Below are 22,283 nucleotides of genomic sequence, written 5' to 3'. Positions count from 1 at the left end.
TTCGAAGGGAGACCGAGAGCATGCATAAGCATTCATTCAAGCAGTGGCTGGGTACGGCCGCGATGGCCGCCGGCCTGACGTTCGGCGCGTTCGGCTCGGCCCAGGCCGCCGACGACACGATCGAGTTCGGCTGGACGGCCTGGGCCGATGCCGAGTTCATCACCAAGCTGGCCAAACAGGTCATCGAGGAACACACCGACTACAACGTCAAGCTCACGCTGTCGGCGATCGGCGTGCAGTACCAGGGTGTGGCCAACGGCGATCTGGACGCCATGCTCATGGCCTGGCTGCCGGACACCCACGGTGAGTACATGGAACGCGTCAAGGACGACGTGGACAACCTGGGCACGATGTACGACGGTGCCCGTCTGGGCTGGGTCGTGCCGAGCTATGTGCCGGAAGACCAGGTTGCCTCGATCGAAGACCTGAAAAAGCCGGAGGTACAGGACAAGCTCGACGGCAAGATCCAGGGCATCGATCCGGGGGCGGGGCTGATGCAGCTGTCGGACAAGGCGATGGATGCCTATGAACTCGGCGACTATCGCCTGGTGTCGGCCAGCGGTGCCGCAATGACCGCCGCGCTCGCGCGAGCCGAAAAGCGCGACGAATGGATCGTGGTGACCGGCTGGACGCCGCACTGGATGTTCGGACGCTGGGACCTGCGTTTTCTCGACGACCCGAAAGGCACGCTGGGCGAAGCGCAGCACGTCGACGTGATCGCGCGCAAGGGCTTCAAGAACGACTACCCGGAAGTCGCCACCTTCCTGAGCAACTACAAGCTGGATCTCGAAGATCTCCAGGCCGCGATGTACAAGGCCCAGGAAACGAGCTACGAAGAAGCCATCCAGAGCTATATCGATGAGCATGGCGACCAGATCGATGGCTGGTTCGAAGAAAGCTGATCGCGTTTGCGTATGATGCGCTCGCCAAGGCCCGGCCCAGCCGGGCCTTTTTTGTGGCCGCTCTCGGTGGCCGACGATGTCGCTGCATAATGAAGGCTGTTAGCCTTTGAGCCCGTTCAGTCGCTTGTACGTTGGAACCGACGTGCTGGCCATTTGCAGGATTATCGAATGACCGAGTCGAATCGATCCACCGCGCTGTTCTTCGGCGCGGCGCTTACGTTCGTCGTCACCATGATGGGTACGACGCTGCCCACGCCGCTCTATCCGATCTATCAGGCAGAGCTGGGTTTTTCGCAGCTGATCATCACGGTGATCTTTGCCGCCTATGCGGTCGGCGTGATCGGGGCGCTGATCGTGACCGGCAGCTGGTCGGACCAGCTCGGCCGTCGGCCCATGCTGGCCCTGGGGCTGATGTTCTCGGCCGCCAGCGCCTGTGCGTTTCTGTGGGGCGGCGGCCTGGCGCCGCTGTTGCTCGGGCGCGTGCTATCGGGTATTTCGGCGGGCATATTCACCGGCACTGCCACCGTGGCCGTCGTCGAGCTGGCCCCAGCAGCCTGGGCCGGCAGCGCCACCCTGATCGCCACCGCCGCCAACATGGGCGGCCTGGGGCTCGGGCCGCTGTTCGCGGGCGTGCTGTCGCAGTACCTGCCGGCGCCGCTCACGCTGTGCTTCGTGGCCGACCTCGTGCTGATTGCGTTGGCGGGTGTGGCCGTCGCACTCGTGCCCGAAACCGCCGAACGGCCTGCGCGGCCACGTCTGCGGATTCAGTCCCTGCAGGTGCCGGCCGCGGTACGCGGCGTGTTCATTCCGGCGGCCATCGCCGGTTTTGCGGGGTTTTCGGTGCTCGGTCTGTTCACGGCCATTGCTCCCGCCTTTATGGGCAAGATCCTGAACTACGACAACCATGCGCTGACCGGCGCGGTGGGATTCCTTTTATTCGTGGCGTCGACCCTGGGCCAGGTCGGTCAATCGCGCCTGCCCGAGCGCTGGCGCCTGCCGCTCGGCTGTATCGGCCTGATCGTGGGTATTGCCCTGGTGGCACTGGCCATCCTGCAATCGTCGCTGGCGTTTCTGGTTGCCGGCGCGATCGTGGCCGGCATTGGCCAGGGCGTGGCGTTCCGGGCCGGGATGGGGGCAGTGACCGCCGCGAGCCCGGCCGCGCGTCGCGGCGAAGTGGCCTCCACCTTCTTCGTGGTGCTCTATGTCGCCATCTCGATTCCCGTGGTGGGCATCGGTGTGGCCGCGCAGACGCTGGGTCTACGCACCGCCGGCATCGGCTTTTCGATGGCGGTGGCGGTGCTTTCAGCGCTGGCGCTGATCAGCCTGCTCCTGCGGCGTCGGGCAGCGGACTGACCGTCCGGCAAGCCCAGGGGCGATAAGGCAGGTTGCTAGGCGCTAGCCGGATTCGCGCTGCTGTAGCCGCCACATGGCCGCATAGTGGCCGTTCGCGGCCAGAAGTTCGGCATGCCGACCGCGTTCGATGATACGGCCGTCGTCCATGACCACGATCTCGTCGGCATCGACCACGGTGGACAGTCGATGGGCAATCACGAGCGTCGTGTGGTTGGCTGCCAGCTCGGCCAGCGCGGCAGTGATCGCCTGTTCGGCATGGCTGTCGAGCGATGAGGTGGCTTCGTCGAAGATCAGGATCGCCGGGTTCTTGAGAATGGCCCGGGCGATGGCGATCCGCTGTTTCTCGCCGCCGGAGAGCTTGAGCCCGCGTTCGCCCACGAGCGTGTCCATGCCGTCGGGCAGGCGTGCGATCAGCCCGTCCAAGTGGGCCATGCGGGCGGCGCGGGCCACGGCTTCGGGCGTGGCGCCGGGCTGGCCGTAGGCGATGTTGTATTCGATGGTGTCGTTGAACAGCACGGTGTCCTGCGGTACCACACCGATGGTGTCACGCAGGCTGGCCAGGCTGAGCCGGCGGATATCGTGACCGTCGACGGTGATACGCCCGGCATCGACGTCGTAAAAGCGAAACAGCAGGCGCGCGAGCGTGGACTTGCCGGCCCCCGACTGGCCGACCACGGCCAGCTTGCTGCCGGGCGCGATGGCGAAGTCGATACCGCGCAGGATCTGGCGCTCGGCCTGATAGCCGAAGGCGACGCTTTCGAACCGCACCTCGGGGCGGGTGGCCGCCAGCGGCCGCGCGTCAGGGTCGTCGGCGACCGTGGCCTCGACATCGAGCAGACGGAACATGCGGGCCGTATCGGCGAGCGATTTCTTGAGCTCGCGATAAACGAAGCCGAGAAAGTTCAGCGGCACGAACAGCTGGATCATGTAGGCATTGATCATTACCAGATCGCCGATCGTCATGTCGCCGGAGACCACCCGCGTGCCGGCCAGCATCATCATGGCGGTGATGGCGATGGCGATCACGGTGGCCTGGATGGTGTTGAGCGTACCCAGCGACAGGCGCGAGCGGCGCAGTGCGGCCTCCCACTCGCGCAGCTCGCGGTCGTAGCGGTCGGCCTCGTAGCGTTCGTTGCCGAAGTACTTGACGGTTTCGTAGTTGAGCAGGCTATCCACGGCGCGTGTATTGGCGCGGGCGTCGAGCCGGTTGGATTCGCGCACATGACGGGTACGCCATTCGGTAAGCAGGGTAGTGGCCGCGATGTAGACGACCACGCTCACCAGCACGATCACCGCGAACCAGGCGCTGTAGTAGAACAGCAGAATACCGGCGACCAGGGCGATTTCCAGCAGCGTGGGAATGATGTTGAACAGCATGAAGCGCAGCAGGAAGCTGATGCCGCCAATGCCGCGTTCGATATCCCGCGACAAGCCGCCTGTACGCCGCGACAGGTGGAAGTCCATGTCCAGCGCGTGCAGGTGTTCGAATACGGTGAGTGCGATACGCCGCATCGCGCGTTCGGTGACCCGGCCGAACACCAGGTCACGCAGCTGGCCGAACAAGACCGATGCCAGCCGCAGGGCGCCGTAGGCCAGCAGCAATACCACCGGCAGGGTCACGCGCGCGCTTTCGTTGGCGTCGAGCGCGTCGACGATATGCTTGAGTACGATCGGCAGTAGCACCGTCGCGCCCTTGGCGCCGATCAGCAGTGCCAGCGCGAGTCCCACGCGCAGGCGATGCTCCCACAGATAGGGCCAGAGCCGGGACAGGCGGTGCCACTCGTCCCGCGGCGCCTCGCTTTGCGTCGAGTCGTCGTTCAAATCAATCCAGGTCGGGCCGTGCCGGCCTCAGGTGGCCGGCACGGTATCGCAGGTGGTGTGCAGGGTTTGTCTAGCCGTCGTCGCGCGCATCGAGCGGCTGTTGCGGTACCTTGCGCAGCTTGGCGGTGTCGTAGCCGTAGTCGGCGACCTTCTTGACGAGCGAATCGTAGGTGGCCTCGTCGATCTGCGGCGTACGCGCCATGATCCAGACATAGTCGCGCTTGTCGCGGGCCACGATCGTGGTCTGATAGTCGTCGTCGACATAGGAGATGACGTACTGCATGCGCAGCACCCAGTAGAAACGCATCGCCCATACGGCGTTGTTCGTGCCCTCGAGCACGCTGCCCACCGGGTGCATGGTCTGTTGTTCGCCGTCGAAGCCGCCCTCGCGATAGGTGAAGGTGGTTTCGATGGTACCGGGCTCGGTCTGTTCGTAGCGCTCGATCGAGTTGTAGGCGTTTTCGGTCGCACTCGGCGGAATATGGGCGATGACATACCATTTGCCCATATAGCGGTCGATATCGACGTTGTCTTCCACCGGGAAATCGGCCGGCGGCATGAGGCTGCAGGCTGCCAGCCACAGCGGGGCGAGCAGAACAGCGATTTTGTGAACAGCTGTCATCGAGGTCTTTCGTTATCGGGATTTATTCCGATACTACGCGCTCCGCGCGCGCTGTGGATTCCGCGGCGGCGCAATCAGCGTGCTCGGACCACCCGTTCGCGCGTGCCAAGCGCCGCGGAGAGCATCTCGAAGGGGATCGGGCGGGCCACGTGATAGCCCTGCGCATAGTCCACGCCGATGGCGCGCAGCGCATCGAGCATGGCACGGCTTTCCACGTGTTCGGCCACGGTCAGCAGGCCCATGGCCTGGCCGACCTGATTGATGGCCTCCACGATCGATCGCTCGACCGGATCGGTAAGAATATTGGACACCAGCTTGCCGTCGATCTTGATGAAATCCGATGGCAGATTCTTGAGGTAGGAAAACGAGCTCAGGCCACTGCCAAAATCGTCGAGCGAGAACCGGCACCCCAGCGCGCGCAGCGAGTGAATAAGCTCGCCGGCGCGGTGGGTGTTGGTGACTGCCGCGGTTTCGGTGATTTCGAATACCAGACGGCGTGGATCGACGCTGGAAGCTTCGATCAGCCCGCGGGCGTAGTCCACGAAATGTTCGTCGGTGATCGACTGGCCGGAGATGTTGATGCTGTAGTGCTCGATGGCCGCGTGTTCGTCGCCTGCCTTGGTGATCAGGCGGATCGCGCGCCGCAGTACCCAGCGGTCGATACGCGGCGCGGCGTTATAGCGTTCGGCGGTGATCAGGAAATTCTGCGGGGAGAGAATCGAGCCGTCCGTGTCGCGCACGCGCAGCAGCAGCTCCACACCGCACCGCTGGTGCTCGCGGCGGTCGATCGGCTGTATGAACTGGGCGAACAGCTCGAAGCCGTCGCTGTCCAGCGCCTCGCTGATCTGCTGCATGCGCTGCATGTCGCCGTGGCGAGTAAGCGTTTCGTCGCTGTCTCCGCGGTAGACATACACTTGATTACGGCCTTTCTCCTTGGCCATGTAACAGGCGGTATCGGCGCGCCGCAGCAGTTCGGTGGCATCCACCGCCTCGCGGTCGATAGAGGCCACGCCGACGCTCGCGCCCAGCCGGAAAAGTTTGTCGTCCCAGCGAAAACGAAAGCGATCGATTGCGGTGCGCAGATCCTCGGCTTTCGACTGCGCATCGGTGATCGACATGTTGCGCATGATCAGGGCGAACTCGTCGCCGCCCAGCCGCGCCAGGGTATCGTTGCCGCGGATACAGCCGCCGAGCCGGGCGGCGATCTGGCGCAGCATTTCATCGCCGGCGTTATGACCGCAGGTATCGTTGACCAGCTTGAACTGGTCGAGATCGATATAGCACAGGGCATGGCTGTGCTTGTCGTCCACCTCGGTCAGCGCCTGATCGAGTAGTTGTTCGAACGCGCGCCGGTTGGGCAGGTCGGTCACCAGGTCGTGGTTAGCCTGGTAGGTCATCTCGCGCGAAATCTGCTGCAGGCGGGTGATGTCGTGCAGCACGATCACGGCGCCGCTGACCCGCTGGGCGCTATCGCGGATCGGCGAGATGGTGACCTTCACGGTATGACCGGTCTTTTGCGGTGCGCGGTCGTAAAGCGTGAGGTCTTCGTCGTGTTCCTGCAGCGTGCCCTGGGTGAGGCAGCGATTCACGAGGCCGCTGACGGCCACATCCCGTGCCGTGTCGACGAAATCGCAGAGCTTGTCGAAGTGCCGCCCGATGGCGTCCTGAATATTTACGCCGAGCATCTGCTCGGCGCGGGGGTTGAGGTAGTCCACCGCGCCGCTCGCATCGGTGGTGATCACGGCGTCACCGATCGAGGCGAGGGTGACCTGGGCACGTTCCTTTTCGTCGTTGAGCGCCTGTTGCGTCTCGATCAGTCGGGTTCCGTCGCGGCAAATGCCTTCGCTGCCGATGGCGTTGCCCTCGGCGTCGTCGATACGGCGCGACGAGATCAGCAGCCACGCGATATCGCCATTGCGCCGGTACACCCGCGTGGGGTGGCGATGCAGCTGTGCACTGCTCAACAGCAGCCGCTCATCGTGCGGGTTGGCCAGCACATCGGACAGCGGGCGGCCTTCGAGTTCGCCCGGGCGGTAGCCGAGCATGTCGGTCACCGTATCGGTGATCCAGGTGATACGGCCGTCCTGATCGGTGTGATAGAGCACATCGGTGACGTTGCGCAGCAGGCGCTGCACACGCTGGTGACGCGCGAGCAGCTTGTCGTGATAGCGCTGCACGCGATCGACGAGGTTCTCTACCGCGTCGACCAGCCGGGCGTTGGCACCGCGAATGATCGGTGGTCGGCGCGCGGCCGCGCGACCGACGATATCCGACTGGTCCAGCCAGCTGATCAATGGCGCCATGGCCTTTTCGTCGTCGACGCGGATTTCGCGTAGCGCATACCAGCACAAAACCAGCGCGGCGGTGATCGAGAACAGGGTCAGGACAAGCACCGCCGTGGCCGTGATCGTGTCGGCGCGATAACTCAGCCCCAGCACGACGAACTGGCTTGCGAGCACGACGCCGAGCGCGAGCGCGACGGCGACCAGGCGGCGGGGCAGGCGACTCATGGCCGAGGGATCGTGTACCGCTTCAAGAAGCGGTCAATGGCGACGCATGCGCAGCGATGGGAAAGCATGATTTTTTCCAAGGCCTCAAGGGCGATTGCAGACTCGAATGATAGCGCGAACGGTATGACAAGCCGCTGAAAAGACATGAAACCCGAAGCTCGATACTACGAATTCTGCCGGGCAAAGTATAGGATGAGGCGATGCTCGCCGACTTATATCAACGAACACCCGCACTGCGGGCCCGGCATCCGGGTCGCTAACGTGGTTTTGTTGCGCCCAATCACATTGCTTTTCAGGCAAATCGCGTATCTGTGCCGACGGCTGCGGGTGCGCCTGCTCGCCTCACTCAGTCAGAGTGCGACCTATTCGTTGCCCAATATGCGAATGTTCGCGATCGTGGCGGTCGTGGGGCATCCGCTTTTTTATCTGTACTGGACCGAATTCCAGCCCCAGGTCTTCGAAAGCATATGGCTGCGTGTGTTCAGCGTCGTGGTTGCGCTGCCGATGCTTTTCGAGCGCCAGCTGTTTCGCGCCGGCGAATGGCGGCGCGGCATTACCGTCTACTGGTTCCTTATCCTGGTCTATCAGCTGCCTTTCTTTTTCGTGTTCATGTCGCTGATGAACCAGTTCGTCACCGTCTGGGCCCTCTCGACGATGGCGGCATCGCTGTTTCTTGTGCTGCTGGTGTTCGACTGGCTGATGATCATGCTGATGGCGCTGATCGGTACGGTGGCGGCCTGCCTGGTTTATCTCGCGATCGGCGGTGACATGAGCGAACAGTCCGAAACGCTGCGCCAACTGGTACCGACCTATCTTTTCGCGCTGCTCGGCGGCAGTGTATTCAACTACAAGACCGAGCTGGTCGCGCGTGAGAAGTTCGCGGCCATTACATCGGCGGTGGGCACGATGGCACACGAATTGCGGACGCCGCTGCTGGGTATTCGAAGCGGTGCCCGCGGGTTGCAGAACTATCTGCCGGCGATATTCGAGGGGTTCGAAATGGCGCGGGCCCAGGGGCTACCGGTCAAGCGTATACGTACCGCGCACTATCGAGAGATGCATGCGGTGCTCGATCGCATCAATACGGAAGCGGAGTACACCAACATCATTCTGGACATGTTGCTGGTGAACTCGAGCCGTACCACCATCGATCAAAGCACCTTCGAAGTCACGTCGATTGGCGGCTGTGTGCAAACGGCGCTGGAGCGCTACCCGTTTCATTCGGCGCGCGAGCGCGAACGGGTGCACTGGGAACCGGAGTCGGACTTCCGCTTTCTTGGCTCGCCGCTTTTGATGGTGCACGTGCTGTTCAATCTGTTGAAGAACGCGCTGTATTTTCTGGCCCGCGTGGACGATGGCCATATCCGGATATGGATCGAGCAGGGCCCGGGCGATGCCCACCGCCTGTATTTTCGAGACACGGGGCCCGGAATTGCGCCGGACGTGTTGCCGCGCATTTTCGAGCGGTTCTATTCCGGTATGCCGCACGGCCAGGGTACGGGCATCGGTTTGGCGTTCGCGCGTATGGTGATGGAGAGTTTCGGCGGCGATATCCGCTGTCGTTCCGTGGTCGGACGTTATACCGAATTCGTAATGTTGTTCCCTGCGGTAGGTCGCGATGAATAGAACCCGTTTAGCGCCGTATTTTCATCCCACCCAGATCGTGCTCGTCGACGACGACATCGATTTTCTCGGCAACCTGAGCCTGCAGCTGGAGGCGGATCTGCCGTATCTGTTGTTCGACTCCACCGAAAAGGCCCTGGGTTATATCAACGATCGCGACGATGAGAGCCCGTCGCGCCAGCGCTTCTTTCGCCTCGAGGAGGAGCGTGACGGGCGCCGCCGGGTCACGCTCGATAACGAAGCGCTGGCGCGGGAGATGCATTTCACCAACCGCTTTTCACGTATCTCGATCGCGATGATCGACTACGCCATGCCGCGCATGAATGGCCTGGAATTCTGTAGCCGGATTCGCGATCCCCATATCAAGAAGATTCTGTTCACCGGGGTGGCCACGGAGGCGGAGGCCGTCGAAGGCTTTAACGACGGCGTGATCGATCGCTATATCCGCAAGAGCGATCACAACGTGTACGAGCACCTCAACCGCACGATCCGCGAACTCCAGCACACCCATATACTGGAGACGTTCAAGACCGCGATCGACGTGTTCGACGTCGACGTGCCGCCGCTGCTCGGCGACGACACGATAAGGCAGTTGCTGGCCACGCTGCGCTCGCGCTACGAGTTCGTGGAATACTACATGGTGTTCAACCCCACCGGCTTCGTACTCATCGACGGCGATGGAGGGCTTTATCGGCTGGTGATCGTCGATGAAGCCGAGCACCGGGCGATGGTGGAGCGCGCCGTCGCCCTGGATGCGCCCGATGAGTGCATCCGATTATTGCGCGCCGGCGACAACCTGCTCGATCCGGCCTTCATGAATCGCGCGCGCAGCGCGCCATCGGATGCCTATCGTCACTGGAAATCGCATATGCGGGTGGCAGAGCGTGTCGAAGGCGCGCGCATCTATCGCTGGGCGGTGTTCGAATCCGACCCGCGCGAACATGGCATAACCCGACCCACAGCGACCTTCAATCGCTATCTCGAATGGCTGGACACGGTGGGTTATTCGCTGATGTGAGACCCGCGCGACGGGCGGCGGCCAGTCTCTACTCGAACGGCGCAAACGACTGATACGCCTTACATGCGGCGGATGCTGAAAAGTTCGCGCGGCAGCAGAAAGCGCGCGCTGTCGCATGCTTTTCAATCATGTATTCCATGGCGGCTCGGCCATGTATTGATAAACATAAAATTGCACGCGACTAACGACGTGTAGTTTGGTATGGCACATCTATTTAATATAAATAGAGTTAAATAGAAAATTGCCGGACTGGCCAGGCGTCAGTCGAATGAGGCAATAAACCGTCATATCAATATCAATACGAGGTTGTCATGAACGAATTCCCAGTCTCCCGCCACTCTTCGCTGTGCCCGACGTCTGTCGCCGAACCGGCGTTTCTGCAGCGCCATGTCGACCATTATTTTCGTGAGCGCGTCGAAAAGACCTGGCAGGGCGGGCATATCATGCATGGCCGTCAGCCCGATGCGAACGCCATCCTCATGGTGACCAACGATTATCTGGATCTGGCCAACCATCCGGAGGTGATCCAGGCCCAGATCGATTGCCTGCGCGGATCGGACAATACCGTCGTCATGTCCGGCGTGTACCTGCATGGGGACAGCCCGCAGCTGCATCTGGAGCGGCGCATGGCACGCTGGATGCGCATGGAGTCGAGTCTGCTCTGTCAGTCCGGCTATGCGGCCAACGTCGGCTTGATCCAGGCGATTGGCGCCCCGGGCACGCCGGTCTATGTCGACATGTTTGCGCATGCCTCGCTTTGGGAAGGCGTACGCAGCGCGGGCCTGGAATGGAAGCCATTCCGGCACAACGATGCGTCCCATCTGGAGACGATGATCAGCCGTAACGGCCCCGGCATCGTCGTGGTCGACTCGATCTACAGCACCACCGGCAGCATCGCGCCCCTGAAGGAGATCGTCGAAGTGGCCAACCGCCACGGGTGTGTGATCATCGTTGACGAATCTCACTCTCTGGGTACGCATGGCGAGCAGGGCCGCGGTCTCGTGGCCGGTCTCGGCCTGGAGTCCGAGGTGCATTTCGTCACCGCCAGTCTGGCCAAGGCCTTTGCCGGGCGCGCCGGCGTGATTGCCTGCAGCGAGCGGCTGCGTCAGTTCATCAAGTACAACTCGTTCCCGGCGATTTTCAGCTCCTCGCTGCTGCCCCACGATATTGCTGCACTCTCGCGGACGCTCGATCTGATCAAGCGCGCCGACAACGAGCGCAATCGCCTGCACGCCAACGCGGCCTACCTGCGTCGGCACCTCGACGCGCTTGGCTATAACGTCGATAGCGGCGAAGCGCAGATGATCGCGCTCGAAGCCGGCCGCGAGGAGCAGACGATCATCCTGCGCGATGCGCTGGAATCACGGGGCGTATTCGGCTCGGTATTCTGTGCGCCGGCAACCGCGACCAAGCGCTCGCTGATCCGGCTGTCGGTCAACTGCAACCATAGCTATAGCCAGCTTAATCGCGTGATCGAGGTTTGCCGGGAGATCCGCGACGAAGTGGATCTGGCCAACTGGCCTTCGACCCGTCGCAGCCGCAAGCGCGCGCCGATTACGCGTGCCAACGCGGCCTGAGTAAGGCGCGCCGGCGCGCAGCACCCGCTAGCCTGTAGCGGCGCGGGCCGGCGTGAACGAAGTGTCGATATCGTGGGAGTGACCGACCCGGCATTGGGCCATGCTCATGTCGGGTCGGCATGGCCGGGGCGCACAACGCCTGTACGGCGACCGCGCGCCGTGCCCGGGGTGCCGGGTTGATTCCAGGGCGCAATCCGCTCGGTTTGAACTCGGGCTGAGCGTGGCTGATAAGGTCGACGTTTTCTCAACGGATACGATCCATGACCGATTTCGCCGAACTCAGCGAAAAGACCGACACCAGCGTTGAAATACTGCGGGCGATCGCCGACCAGCAAGGCGACGATCCGGACAGGATTCGGGAAACGCTCGAGAATCCGGAAGATTTCGATTCACTGATTGCCAGCGCCCGCGAACGCGCATCGGACAAGAACGTGAACCTGAGGTGGCAGGGCAAGGCTGTCCTCTAGGGCCTGCTAACCCGAGTGCCAATCGCCGTGTCGCTGCGCAAAATCCTGCCATACGGCGTTTCAGCGCGCTCATGTACCTTCGCGACACAACGCACACTGCGCCCTGTCTTGCAAAAGAATAGAGTGCGGCGCGATTTCATTCGCGTTAACAGGCACTAGCCTGCTTCCAAGTTGCCCGGGAGCGCGGGCCGACCGGCGGTTTGCCGGTCGGCCTTTTTTTGGGCGGGCGTGGTCTTCTGCCGCGCTGTGCCATGGGCTACGCGGCTGAGGTCAGTCCCAGATGCCCGGTTCCACCTGATCGGGATTCTTGAGTACGGCACGGTGAAATACCGGCTCCTCTATGCCTTCGGCGCGCTGGCGCTCGTAGTCCTTGAGCACCCGTAGCGCGATGGGCAACAGTAGCAGGATCGCCACCAGGTTGGTGGTCGCCATCAGGCCCATGGCCAGATCGGCGAAATCCCAGATGAACGACAACGTGGCCATCGAGCCAATCATGACCATGGCCAGAATGAGCGGCCTGAGAATGGTGATCGCCTTCTTGTGGTGCTTGCCGGCGAGGTATTCCACGTTGATTTCGGTGTAGGCAAAGTTCGCCAGAATCGAGGTATAGGCAAAGAACAGGATGGCGATGGCGATAAAACCGGAGCCGAAGCTGCCCAGATGATCCGACATGGCGTCCTGGGTGAGCTGAATGCCCTGCATCGAGGCGTCGGTCTGCGTGGTCAGCATCTGGTCATACACGCCGGATAGCAGGATTACCACCGCGGTACAGCTGCAGATGATCAGGGTATCGACGATCACGCCGAACGACTGCACCAGGCCCTGAGCGGCCGGGTGATTGACCTCGGCGGTAGCCGCAGCGTTCGGCGTCGAGCCCATACCCGCCTCGTTCGAGAACAGGCCGCGCTTGATGCCGTTTTCCATCGCGATCTTGATGGTATAACCCACCGCACCGCCGACGGCCGGCCCGAAGCCGAACGCGCTCTGGATGATCAGCCAGAACATGCCGGGCACCTGATCGTAGTTCGCGATCAGAATATAAACCGCGACCAGGAAATAGCCGATCGCCATGATCGGCACGATCTTCTCCGCGGTCTTGGCGATTGAGCGAAGCCCGCCGTAGACGACCACGCCGGCCATTACCACAAGGGCGATGCCGGTTGCCCAGGTGGGGATCGAGAAGGCGCCCTCCATGCCCTTGGCAATGGTGTTGGCCTGGGCGCCGGAGAACGCAAAGCCGTAGGCGATGATGAGAAACACCGCGAAGATAATGCTCATCCAGCGCTGGCCGAGGGCTCTTTCGATGTAATAGGCCGGGCCGCCGCGATATACGCCGTCGGCATAGTGAATCTTGTAGACCTGCCCGAGCGTGCACTCGATAAAGGTGGTGGCCAGGCCCACCAGCGCGGTCATCCACATCCAGAAAACCGCGCCCGGACCGCCTACCCAGAGGGCCAGGGCCACGCCGGCCAGATTGCCGGTGCCCACACGCGCGGCCAGGGAAGTGGCCAGCGCCTGGAAGGAACTCACCCCCTGATCGCTGCTGCGGCTATCGAAGGTGATGCGCACCATGTGGCCGAGCATGCGGAACTGCATGAAGCGGGTGGCGACGGTAAAGATCAGGCCGGCGCCGAATAGCAGGTAGAACAGAATATAGGTCCATATGAAGTTGCTGATCGGCGAGGTCACGGCCTCGACCGCGGCGCGCACTGTTTCAATGAATTCCATTATCGACTTCCCCTTCCCTGTGCGGATCGACCGGCACGCAGCGCTCGAGTGCGTGGCCGTGTCATGCGTTCATGGAGCAATAATTACGCCAGATACGGCCGCCGGCGGTGCGCGGCCGTGGCTCAAAGACGCGCTGCAAGGCGCAGCGATCGAGCCTACGCCTGCCTCGCGACGAGGGCCAGACAGCGATTGGTCGCAGAGGCGTCTCCATGTATGGATGCCGGTGGCGCCTGGCGCGGCGGTCACGCGCCGGATATGGCCCCGTCGGATAAAAAAAACCCGTCGCAGGATGATCCATGCGACGGGTCGGTACAGCATCGGTCGATCAGTTGACCGCGCCGCCTTCACTCGCCTGGCTGCATTCGGCTAGCCCGGCATCGCTGGAGCAACGGATCTTCTTGAGCATGTGCTGCATTTCGTGGTCGTACCAGTTCTGGTCCCACAGCTGCTCACGCGTATTGCGGAACATTTCGCGGTAGTTCGCGTCGCGATCGCCGGAGATATGCACCCAGTACTTGTCCGGGATTTCCTCGTCGGCGTTCTTCACCCGGCGCAGGGTCGAGTCGAACATGTTGTTGAACACCCACTCACGCGACTTCTGGCCGAAGCCGTCGTCGAACTTGTCTTCGTGGATGATCAGCTGGCCCGAGAGCATGCCGAGCACGAAGTCGGCGATGCCGCCCTGCTCGCCGAGGCCCTTGTAGAGTTCGAGCGCGTTGTAGGCAAACGACGGCGCATAGGCCAGATCCACGCTGCCGTTGTTGAACATCGGCCCGAACGAGGCGATGGACGCGCCCACCGGCGACGCACCGGCAACGTTGGCCAGGGTCGAGGCCTGCTTGTCGTAGGACATCACCGCGATCTTCTTGCCGGCGACGGTGTCCAGGCTTTCCAGATACGACTTGTCGCGCGCGAACAAAAAGGCCTTGCCCAGCGGCACCACGCCGACCACTTCATTGCCGTCTTCGCTCATGCGATCGGCCGCCTTGGGGCTCGACATCACCTTGATAGCGGTCTTGACCTGGTCGTAGCTCTGAAGGCCGCCGGCCATGTCCAGGCTGCCCGCGAACTTCACGAAATGAATGGCGCGAATGCCGGTGATGCCCACCATGTCGCATTTGCCGGCCTTGAAGTCGTTCGAGGCGACGGCTTCATCGGTATAGGCGCGCGTGTTGAGCTTGATGCCCCATTCACGTGCCTGCACCACATAGTCCTGGAACGACTGGTAGATAAAGCCGTTCGCGCCGATCGGATCGTAGATACACAGCGAACGGGTTTCCTGGGCGCTTGCCGTTTGCAGCGCGCCGCCAACCAGGGCGGCGGCGCCAACCACGGCGGCACCCAGATAAGAGGTCATTTTTCGGGACAGCATAGATCATATCCTCCGGGGTTATCTTCTCTAGTGCTACGGGCTGATTGCCTGATGTTGTTATTCATGTGCCCAGCAGGCCTGCATCAGAACAGCTGCATGAAGGCCAGTGGCGCGAAGGCGACGAGCAACAGGGTGGTCGCCATGACCGTAATCGGCAGCAGCATGCCCTCATGCCGGCGCCAGAAGCTGGGGTCGTTGGCGACCTCGGCCTTGGCGGCCTGGATCTCGTCATCGCCCACCACCTGGCGCGTCAGCAACTGGTTGAGCGCCACCGGTGGGCTGAGATAGCCCAGCTCGAACGCGGCCAGCACCATCATCCAGAAATGGATGGGGTTGATGCCGTTGTCGTAGGCGACCGGTGCCAGCGTCGCACTCACCAGAATAATGGCGCCGTAGGGCTCCATGATCATGCCGATCGCGACCAGCATGATCACCAGCACGGCCGTGGCATACCACACGCTGGCGAACTGATCGGGGAACAGTTCCATCACGCCCGAGCGCTCCATCACGCCGCCGAACACGATCGACAGCACCATGAGCATGAGCAGTGCGCCAATGAGCACCGACGTTTCCGCCGTGGCCGCACGCAGGGCGTTCCAGAAGCCCGACGGCTTGTACGCCGGCCCGGCGGCCTGACCGCGGTCGGCCTTGTAGATCGCCGCCTGGTACAGACGCTGGGCACGCCAACGGTCATAGCCGAGCAGCGCGAGCATGACCAGCGGCAGGATCACCGGCGCCGAAAACTCGTTGAACGACTGACCCAGCAGATGGGTATAGACGAAAACCACCGCGAAGCCGATCACCACATAGGGCAAAATCGGGCCCAGCGCGACCCGGGTGGCCGGAATGGCATCGTCGGGCGTGGCCAGATGCGGCCGGCTCTTGCGGGTGAGGTAAACGAAGCCGGTGAAGATCACCGCGGCCAGCGCGAACACATACAGGCCCCAGCCGAACAGCTGGTCGGTGGTCACCTGGCGATTGAGCGCGGCGATGATCACCACCATCAGACAGGGATTGAGCACCACGCCCATGCTGCCGGACATGGCAGTCGACGCCACCGCCAGCTGGCGATAGGTGCCGGCGATACGCAGCTCCTGATAGATCACGGCGCCGATCGCAAGCACGAAGATGCCCGAGGCGCCGGTATAGGCCGTCGGCCAGGCCGAGGCCAGGACCACGATGATCACGACGAACTCGGGGCGCATCTCCCAGGAGCGGAACACCCCGAACAGCAGTTCGGCGATGCGCGTGTGCTTGAGCATCATGCCCACCCACACGTACAGGCCGATCGCGGTATACAGGTCGGCGAAGCGCAGCATCTTGCCCAGCTGGATGGCTGGTCCGGAGAGATAGCCCTCGCTGACAAAGAAATACAGGATGCTGACCAGCGCCAGCCAGCAGTACAGCGGCACGGTCAGTGACGCGTAGAGCAGCGACCCCTTGTCATTGGCATGGGATGGAACACGCAGGAACCGATAGCCCGCGGCGATGGCCAGTACGAGGAAGGTCACCAGCCACAGGGCATTGAGCGTGAAGTCACCGCCCGAGTCCAGGCGCAGCCAGGCAAATCCGCTGACCGCCATGGCAATGTTGGCCACCACCTGCGAGCCGGCGCTGACGCGGTAATCGAGCCGGGACCGGGGCACGCGCAGCGCGATCTGCTCGTTGAGGACCAGCGCGACGAAGCCGCCAATCATGATTAGCAGGATCAGGATATAGCTTTGGAATTCCTGGCCCAGCTGGTTGATCCGTCCCATACCCAGCTCGAGCGAGCGAAATGCGCGCAGCGACGAGGTCGATGTGACCTGCTGGTTGTATTCGTAGCGCTCGTAGCTGGCCACACACTGGCTGCGCTGGGCTTCGAGCGACTGACGCAGCGCCGCCGGGTCGGACGGCCCGGCATCGAAGAGGCTGTCTTCATCGGGCTGCGCGGCGTTTGCCTGACTTTGCGCCACGCGCGCATCGATATCCATGTCCGGGTCGCAGGCCGGTTCGGCCATGTCGACGCGGAGCATGTTGTAGTCCCGCCAGATATCGCCGCCCAGGCTGAGCAGCTGGCCATGGATGAACGCGCTCGTGCCAAACAGGATTGCCAGGAGCAACAGCACCGCTACGGGTACTGTTATCAGCCAGTTACGGCCGGCGCTATAGGTTTTGGGCTGATCGTCGCCGTGCGGATCGGCCGTAACCGATCCGCTGTCGTTGTTGTGGTTTGTCATCAGTTGAGGAAGCTGTCCGCGTCGAAGTCCGAATCCGATTCACCGCTGTCTTCGCCGGGGAAATCGCCGAGCGCGAGGAAGGGCGTACGCTGGCCGGTTTCCTTGGTCCAGATACGATCGGACAGATAAAGCGCCTGGGCGTAGGCGACCTCGCTGAAGATCAGATAGTCCTCGGGGGCTTCACCCGCGTTGTAGATTTTCGCGACCTGACGAATGCCTTCTTTCTCGCGGGCCTCGTCGGACTGGCCGAAGCCGGCGATCGCGTAGAGCATGGCCGCCATCGGCATGCCCTTGCTTTCGCCGTGGTCGGCGGCTTCCTTGAGCTGGGCCCAGGGGTCCTTGCCGTCCGGCGTGGTGCCCGGCACGCTCAGCCAGACGACCGCCTGCAGAGCGTTCGGGACGCCCCACCATTTTTCGTTATCCATGCACTCGGTGGCCCGGCCGGCGCGGGCGGCCACATCCTGGGGCACACCCACGCTGCTCGAGGCCTGAATATCGCTCAGCACGGCCTGGACCGAGGTCAGCGTGCCGGCCATGTACTCGAATTCCTCGACGTCGTTGCCCAGCGAAGGGCATTCGCCGGTGCCCAGCTCTCCGAAGGCATCCACGGTGTCGCGATAGACCGCATAGCGGCGCAGCGCGGTACGCCGGAACAGGCGCTGGGAATTGATACGCGCATCGCGCGCCTCTTCGGTATTGCCATCGCGCAGGGCACGCGCAAAGCGCAGCTGCTCTTCCTGGGCCTGGGCTTCGGCGCACAGGCCGGCAAGCAGGCTGGTGTTCAGCAGTACGTTGGAGGGACGGCCGATCACGCGGCTGAAGGATCCCAGCAGCTGGTGCTGCCCCATGCCGGTGCCGCAGGACGCCAGATCCAGGTCGCCGCTGGCGATGACATAGGGTACGACCTCGTCCTGCGAATAGTGCGCAAGCACGTGGCCGGTGGGCTTGTAGACAAGGCCGCAGCCACTCAGACCGACGACAAGGCCTGCCACCAGGGGCAGCGAGAGTCTCTTCAGCATGGCGTTTAAGCCTCCTACGTATTGTTGTAAGTCTTAACGTTCTCGCACCACGCGCGCTGCGGCTGGGGCCGTCTTCTTGTAAGTGCGGCTGGCATGTTCGCCAGCGTCGCGCGCCGTCACGGGCTGGGCTCAATATCCGACATCGGCGACCGCAACGCCACGGGCAGTTCGGAAAATATATCTTTTATCTGAGCCGAAACCAAGTTTCAGTTAACGCAGCGTGCCGCGTTCCTGTTGCACGGGGGCGCCGGCAGCAGCGGCGCCCGTGCGACAATCACGCGCTGGAAAGCCCCGATTCGTACGTGTTCCGGGTTGGTTCGGCGGTTTTTGTTCAGTCATCATGGCAGGCCAGATGGGCGGCAATCGATCGACAGATGTGATCGTACTCGGCGGCGGCGCGGCCGGGCTGATGTGCGCAGCGGTGGCCGGCGCGCGCGGCCGGCGCGTGGTCGTGATCGAGGGCAGCAGGCGCTGCGGCAAGAAGATTCTCATGTCCGGCGGCGGGCGCTGCAACTTCACCAACCTGTACAGCGCTCCGGACAACTTCCTGTCCGCGAACCCGCATTTCTGCAAGTCGGCCCTGGCGCGCTACACGCCGGCCGATTTCATCGCGCTGGTCGAGGCCCACGGCATTGCCTATCACGAGAAGGAGCGCGGCCAGCTGTTCTGCGACGAATCCTCGAAACAGATCGTGGCGATGCTGCTCGATGAATGCGCGGCGGTCGGCGCAGAGATTCGCGTGAACACGTCGATCGACGGCGTGGCTCGCGATGCCATGGGCGGTTTCGAGGTGACCACATCCGCCGGGATCTGGCATGCAGAAAGCGTAGTGGTGGCCACCGGCGGTCTGTCGATCCCGAAAATGGGCGCTAGCGGCATCGGCTATCGTATTGCACGCGACTTCGGCCTGCCGGTACGGGCCACCCGTGCCGCGCTGGTACCGTTCATCGTCGCGGGCGCGGCGCGCCCTGCGTTCGCCGAGCTTTCCGGCATCGGGACAACCGTCGAAGCCGCCTGCAACGACGGCCTGTTCGAAGCCGGGCTGCTGTTTACCCACCGCGGTCTGAGCGGGCCGGCCATGCTGCAGGTTTCCTCCTATTGGCAGCCCGGCGATACCGTGGCCATCGACTGGTTTGCTGGCGCGCCCGTCGGCGACTGGCTCGAAGACGAACGTGCTGCGCGACCGAACGCCCGGCTGGCCAGCGCGCTCGCGACGCGTTTCCCGCGCCGGCTGGCGAACTGGCTGGCCGAACGCTGTACCTCGGGCAATGCACGCCTCAAGCAGCTGGACGAAGCCGCCGTGACGACCCTGGTCGATCAGCTCTCGGCCTGGCCGTTCAGCCCCGACGACACCGAAGGCTATCGGACCGCCGAAGTTACAATCGGCGGCGTCGATACGAACGCGCTGTCCTCGGCTACGCTCGAAGCCCGCGACGTGGACGGCCTGTATTTCATTGGCGAGGTGGTCGATGTGACCGGCCATCTCGGCGGGCACAACTTCCAGTGGGCGTGGGCCTCCGCCAAGGCGGCAGGCGAGGTAATCTAGGGCTCTCTTTTCAGCAGGTTGGTCTTATGCGGATACGGTTCGTCTCGAACAGCTGGCGTCATCTGTTATTGCCGGTGGGCGCGCTCACCCTCGCTGCCTGCGCATCGCAGTCGGTGGAGACGGCGCAGTCTTCGGATACGGCACAGGGCAGCGCCGATGTGGCAGCCGATATGCGCATGTCGGCGCCGCCAGCCACCCAGGCGGTCCCGGCTGAAGCGGTGCGCGACGCCGCCGGCTTCGATCGCTGGGTCGCGGACTTTCGCCGGCGTGCCGCCGCACGCGGTGTGTCCGAGCGCACCCTCGACGCCGCGTTCGAGGGCTCGGAGTTCGTACCGCGTATCGTCGAACTGGACCGCCGCCAGCCCGAGTTTTCGCGGGCGATCTGGGACTATCTCGACAGCGCGGTTTCCGATGCGCGTATCCGCCAGGGCCGCGAGCAGCTGGGCAGCCATGCCGCCGAGGCGCGTGAGGCTGAAACCCGCTACGGCGTACCGGCCACGATCATCGGCGCCATCTGGGGCGTGGAAAGCAACTACGGCAGCAACTTCGGCAACTACGAAACCATCGATGCCCTGGCCACACTCGGCTACGACGGCCGACGCACGGGCTTTGCCGAAGAGCAGCTCTATGCGGCCCTCCAGATTGTGGAAAACGGCGATATCGATCGCGAGCGCATGCGCGGTTCCTGGGCAGGCGCGATGGGGCATACCCAGTTCATTCCCACCAGTTTTCTGGCCTATGCGGTAGACGAAGACGGCGACGGGCGTCGCGATATCTGGGGCAGCATTGCCGACGTCATGGGCTCGACCGCCAACTACCTGAAAAAGAACGGCTGGCAGCCGGGCCAGACCTGGGGCCGCGAGGTCGTGCTGCCGCCTGATTTCGACTATGCCCAGGCCGAGCTCGACACCCGTCGCAGCAGCGCCCAGTGGCAGGACGCCGGCGTACGCGCGGTCGACAGCCGTGGCCTGCCGTCATTGGTTTCGGCGTCGATCATCGCGCCCGCCGGTGCCCACGGCCCGGCCTTCATGGTGGGGCCGAATTTTCGCACCATTCTGCGCTACAACAATGCCACCAGCTATGCGCTGGCGGTCGGCCTGCTCTCGGACCGGCTCGACGGCGCGCCCGGCGTGTACGGCGACTGGCCGCGCACCCTGGCAAGCCTGTCGCGTACCGAGATCAAGGACATGCAGGGCCTGCTCAACCAGCTCGGCTATGGCACCGGCACGCCGGACGGCATCATGGGGCCGAACACCCGCGCCGGGCTGCGCGCTTTCCAGAAGGCCAACGGTCTGACCGCCGACGGCTACCCGACCCACGAGCTGCTGGGCCGTATTCGCGCCGCCGCGGGCTGACCTAGGGCAAGCCGGGTACTCGGCCCGGCTTTGCCGTCGGCGGCGGGGCAGGCTATTCGTGGCCGGCGATCGGGTGGGGGACGTAGGGCGCTTCGAGCTTTTGCTTCTCGTCGGCGCTCAACTCGATATCGATGGCCTGAATCGCCTGCTCGAGATGGTGCGATTTGCTTGCCCCCACGATCGGCGCGGTGATCGCGGGGTTCGAGGCCACCCAGGCAAGGGCGATCTGCGCCATCGCCACGTTGCGCGCGTCGGCGACCTCGCGTAGCGCGGCGATGACCGGCGTGTCGATATCGCCGCCGAGCTGCCATTTGCGCGTGTTCTCGTCGGTCTGTGCGCGTTTGGACTCGCCGCCTTCGCCCTGGGTCGTCTTGCCGGCCAGCACGCCGCGCGCCAGCGGGCTCCAGGGAATCACGCCCACGCCCTGATCGGCACAGAGCGGCAGCATCTCCCGCTCCTCTTCGCGATAGACGAGGTTGTACATGGGCTGCATGGTCGAAAACGACGTCCAGCCATTGCGCTCGGCCACCTGCTGGGCCTTGGCGAACTGCCATGCGTACATGGAAGAGGCACCGATATAACGGGCCTTGCCGGCCTTCACCACGTCGTGCAGCGCCTCCATGGTTTCCTCGATGGGCGTGTCGTAGTCCCAGCGATGGATTTGATACAGATCGACGTGATCGGTGCCCAGCCGTTCGAGCGAACCGTCGATCGCGCTCATGATGTGCTTGCGCGACAGGCCGCGCTCGTTCGGTCCGTCGCCCATCGGCATGAAGACCTTGGTGGCAAGCACGAAATCGTCGCGCCGGGCGTAGTCGGTCAGCGCCTTGCCGACCACGCGCTCCGACTCGCCGCGCGAATACATGTCCGCGGTATCGAAGAAATTGATGCCGGCATCCAGGGCCTGCTTGATGAACGGCCGGCTGGCCTGTTCGTCGAGCACCCATTCGCGCCATTCCGGGGTGCCGTAGGTCATGGTGCCCAGGCACAGGGGCGAGACTTTCGTACCGGTGCTGCCGAGACGTTTGTAGTGCATTGATCACCGCCGTGGGAAAATCGATGCTGTATACAATAAAGCAGTAGAAGCCGCTCGGGAACCTTGCCGCCGGCATGCTAATCTGAGGTGCATTCGTCCCTTGCAACAGAGGCCC

16 protein-coding genes are annotated in these 22,283 nt (G+C 63.2%); 8 read left to right on the top strand and 8 right to left on the bottom strand.

Annotation, left to right across the window (positions count from 1 at the left end; genetic code table 11):
- The first annotated feature begins 20 nt into the window (after window positions 1-20).
- On the top strand, window positions 21-902 hold the full coding sequence (locus tag C84B14_RS07915) for a glycine betaine ABC transporter substrate-binding protein (RefSeq protein ID WP_353223154.1): 882 nt from the start codon (window positions 21-23) through the stop codon (window positions 900-902).
- Window positions 903-1,070: 168 nt separating this feature from the next.
- Window positions 1,071-2,255 (top strand): MFS transporter, encoded by a 1,185-nt coding sequence (locus C84B14_RS07910; RefSeq protein ID WP_353223152.1) that lies wholly within the window; start codon window positions 1,071-1,073, stop codon window positions 2,253-2,255.
- Window positions 2,256-2,297: 42 nt separating this feature from the next.
- On the opposite strand, the gene C84B14_RS07905 is transcribed toward C84B14_RS07910, so the two are convergent.
- The 3 genes from C84B14_RS07905 to C84B14_RS07895 form a co-directional block, all read right to left on the bottom strand.
- Complete coding sequence (locus tag C84B14_RS07905) at window positions 2,298-4,076, bottom strand: ABCB family ABC transporter ATP-binding protein/permease (RefSeq protein WP_353223151.1); 1,779 nt, start codon at window positions 4,074-4,076, stop codon at window positions 2,298-2,300.
- A gap of 70 nt (window positions 4,077-4,146) precedes the next feature.
- The gene (locus C84B14_RS07900; protein WP_353223149.1) at window positions 4,147-4,698 is read right to left on the bottom strand and encodes a lipocalin family protein; all 552 of its coding nucleotides are present in this window, start codon (window positions 4,696-4,698) and stop codon (window positions 4,147-4,149) included.
- A gap of 74 nt (window positions 4,699-4,772) precedes the next feature.
- Window positions 4,773-7,208 carry an EAL domain-containing protein gene (locus C84B14_RS07895; RefSeq protein ID WP_353223147.1) on the bottom strand — a complete coding sequence of 812 codons (2,436 nt, stop codon included), beginning with the start codon at window positions 7,206-7,208 and terminating at the stop codon, window positions 4,773-4,775.
- Window positions 7,209-7,592: 384 nt separating this feature from the next.
- Between C84B14_RS07895 and C84B14_RS07890 the strand changes: the two genes are divergently transcribed.
- The 4 genes from C84B14_RS07890 (at window position 7,593) to C84B14_RS07875 (ending at window position 11,893) form a co-directional block, all read left to right on the top strand.
- The gene (locus C84B14_RS07890; protein WP_353223145.1) at window positions 7,593-8,834 is read left to right on the top strand and encodes a sensor histidine kinase; all 1,242 of its coding nucleotides are present in this window, start codon (window positions 7,593-7,595) and stop codon (window positions 8,832-8,834) included.
- The gene (locus C84B14_RS07885; RefSeq protein ID WP_353223143.1) at window positions 8,827-9,849 is read left to right on the top strand and encodes a response regulator transcription factor; all 1,023 of its coding nucleotides are present in this window, start codon (window positions 8,827-8,829) and stop codon (window positions 9,847-9,849) included. The genes C84B14_RS07890 and C84B14_RS07885 overlap by 8 nt, the downstream gene beginning before the upstream one ends.
- A 311-nt stretch (window positions 9,850-10,160) precedes the next feature.
- A complete protein-coding gene (gene cqsA / locus C84B14_RS07880; RefSeq protein WP_348764831.1) occupies window positions 10,161-11,426 on the top strand; it encodes an alpha-hydroxyketone-type quorum-sensing autoinducer synthase in 1,266 nt (421 codons plus the stop codon).
- Window positions 11,427-11,686: 260 nt separating this feature from the next.
- A complete protein-coding gene (locus tag C84B14_RS07875; protein WP_353223141.1) occupies window positions 11,687-11,893 on the top strand; it encodes a hypothetical protein in 207 nt (68 codons plus the stop codon).
- A 270-nt stretch (window positions 11,894-12,163) separates the two neighbouring features.
- On the opposite strand, the gene C84B14_RS07870 is transcribed toward C84B14_RS07875, so the two are convergent.
- The 4 genes from C84B14_RS07870 to C84B14_RS07855 all read right to left on the bottom strand — a co-directional run bounded on the left by C84B14_RS07870 (window position 12,164) and on the right by C84B14_RS07855 (window position 18,231).
- Entirely contained in the window at window positions 12,164-13,621 is a 1,458-nt protein-coding gene (locus C84B14_RS07870; protein ID WP_353223139.1) for an alanine/glycine:cation symporter family protein, read from the bottom strand.
- A 325-nt stretch (window positions 13,622-13,946) separates the two neighbouring features.
- Window positions 13,947-14,993, bottom strand: a complete 1,047-nt coding sequence (locus C84B14_RS07865) for a putative solute-binding protein (RefSeq protein WP_353223137.1) — start codon at window positions 14,991-14,993, stop codon at window positions 13,947-13,949.
- An 83-nt stretch (window positions 14,994-15,076) separates the two neighbouring features.
- Window positions 15,077-17,212, bottom strand: a complete 2,136-nt coding sequence (locus C84B14_RS07860) for a TRAP transporter large permease subunit (RefSeq protein ID WP_353223135.1) — start codon at window positions 17,210-17,212, stop codon at window positions 15,077-15,079.
- A complete protein-coding gene (locus C84B14_RS07855) occupies window positions 17,212-18,231 on the bottom strand; it encodes a hypothetical protein (protein WP_353223133.1) in 1,020 nt (339 codons plus the stop codon). Before C84B14_RS07855 ends, C84B14_RS07860 begins: the two co-directional genes overlap by 1 nt.
- Window positions 18,232-18,571: 340 nt before the next feature.
- Here C84B14_RS07855 and C84B14_RS07850 point away from each other — a divergent pair, with 340 nt between their 5' ends.
- Window positions 18,572-19,777 (top strand): BaiN/RdsA family NAD(P)/FAD-dependent oxidoreductase, encoded by a 1,206-nt coding sequence (locus tag C84B14_RS07850; protein ID WP_353223131.1) that lies wholly within the window; start codon window positions 18,572-18,574, stop codon window positions 19,775-19,777.
- Between the two features lie 26 nt (window positions 19,778-19,803).
- Window positions 19,804-21,132, top strand: coding sequence for a lytic murein transglycosylase (locus C84B14_RS07845; RefSeq protein WP_353223129.1), 1,329 nt, complete (start codon window positions 19,804-19,806; stop codon window positions 21,130-21,132).
- 52 nt (window positions 21,133-21,184) lie between these two features.
- On the opposite strand, the gene C84B14_RS07840 is transcribed toward C84B14_RS07845, so the two are convergent.
- Window positions 21,185-22,168 carry an aldo/keto reductase gene (locus C84B14_RS07840; protein WP_353223127.1) on the bottom strand — a complete coding sequence of 328 codons (984 nt, stop codon included), beginning with the start codon at window positions 22,166-22,168 and terminating at the stop codon, window positions 21,185-21,187.
- Between the last annotated feature and the right edge of the window lie 115 nt (window positions 22,169-22,283).

The sequence above is a fragment of the Salinisphaera sp. C84B14 genome (assembly GCF_040361435.1).
Classification (GTDB): Bacteria; Pseudomonadota; Gammaproteobacteria; order Nevskiales; family Salinisphaeraceae; genus Salinisphaera.
Note: the sequence above shows the minus strand (reverse complement) of the source record. Positions and strands in the feature narration are given on the sequence as shown.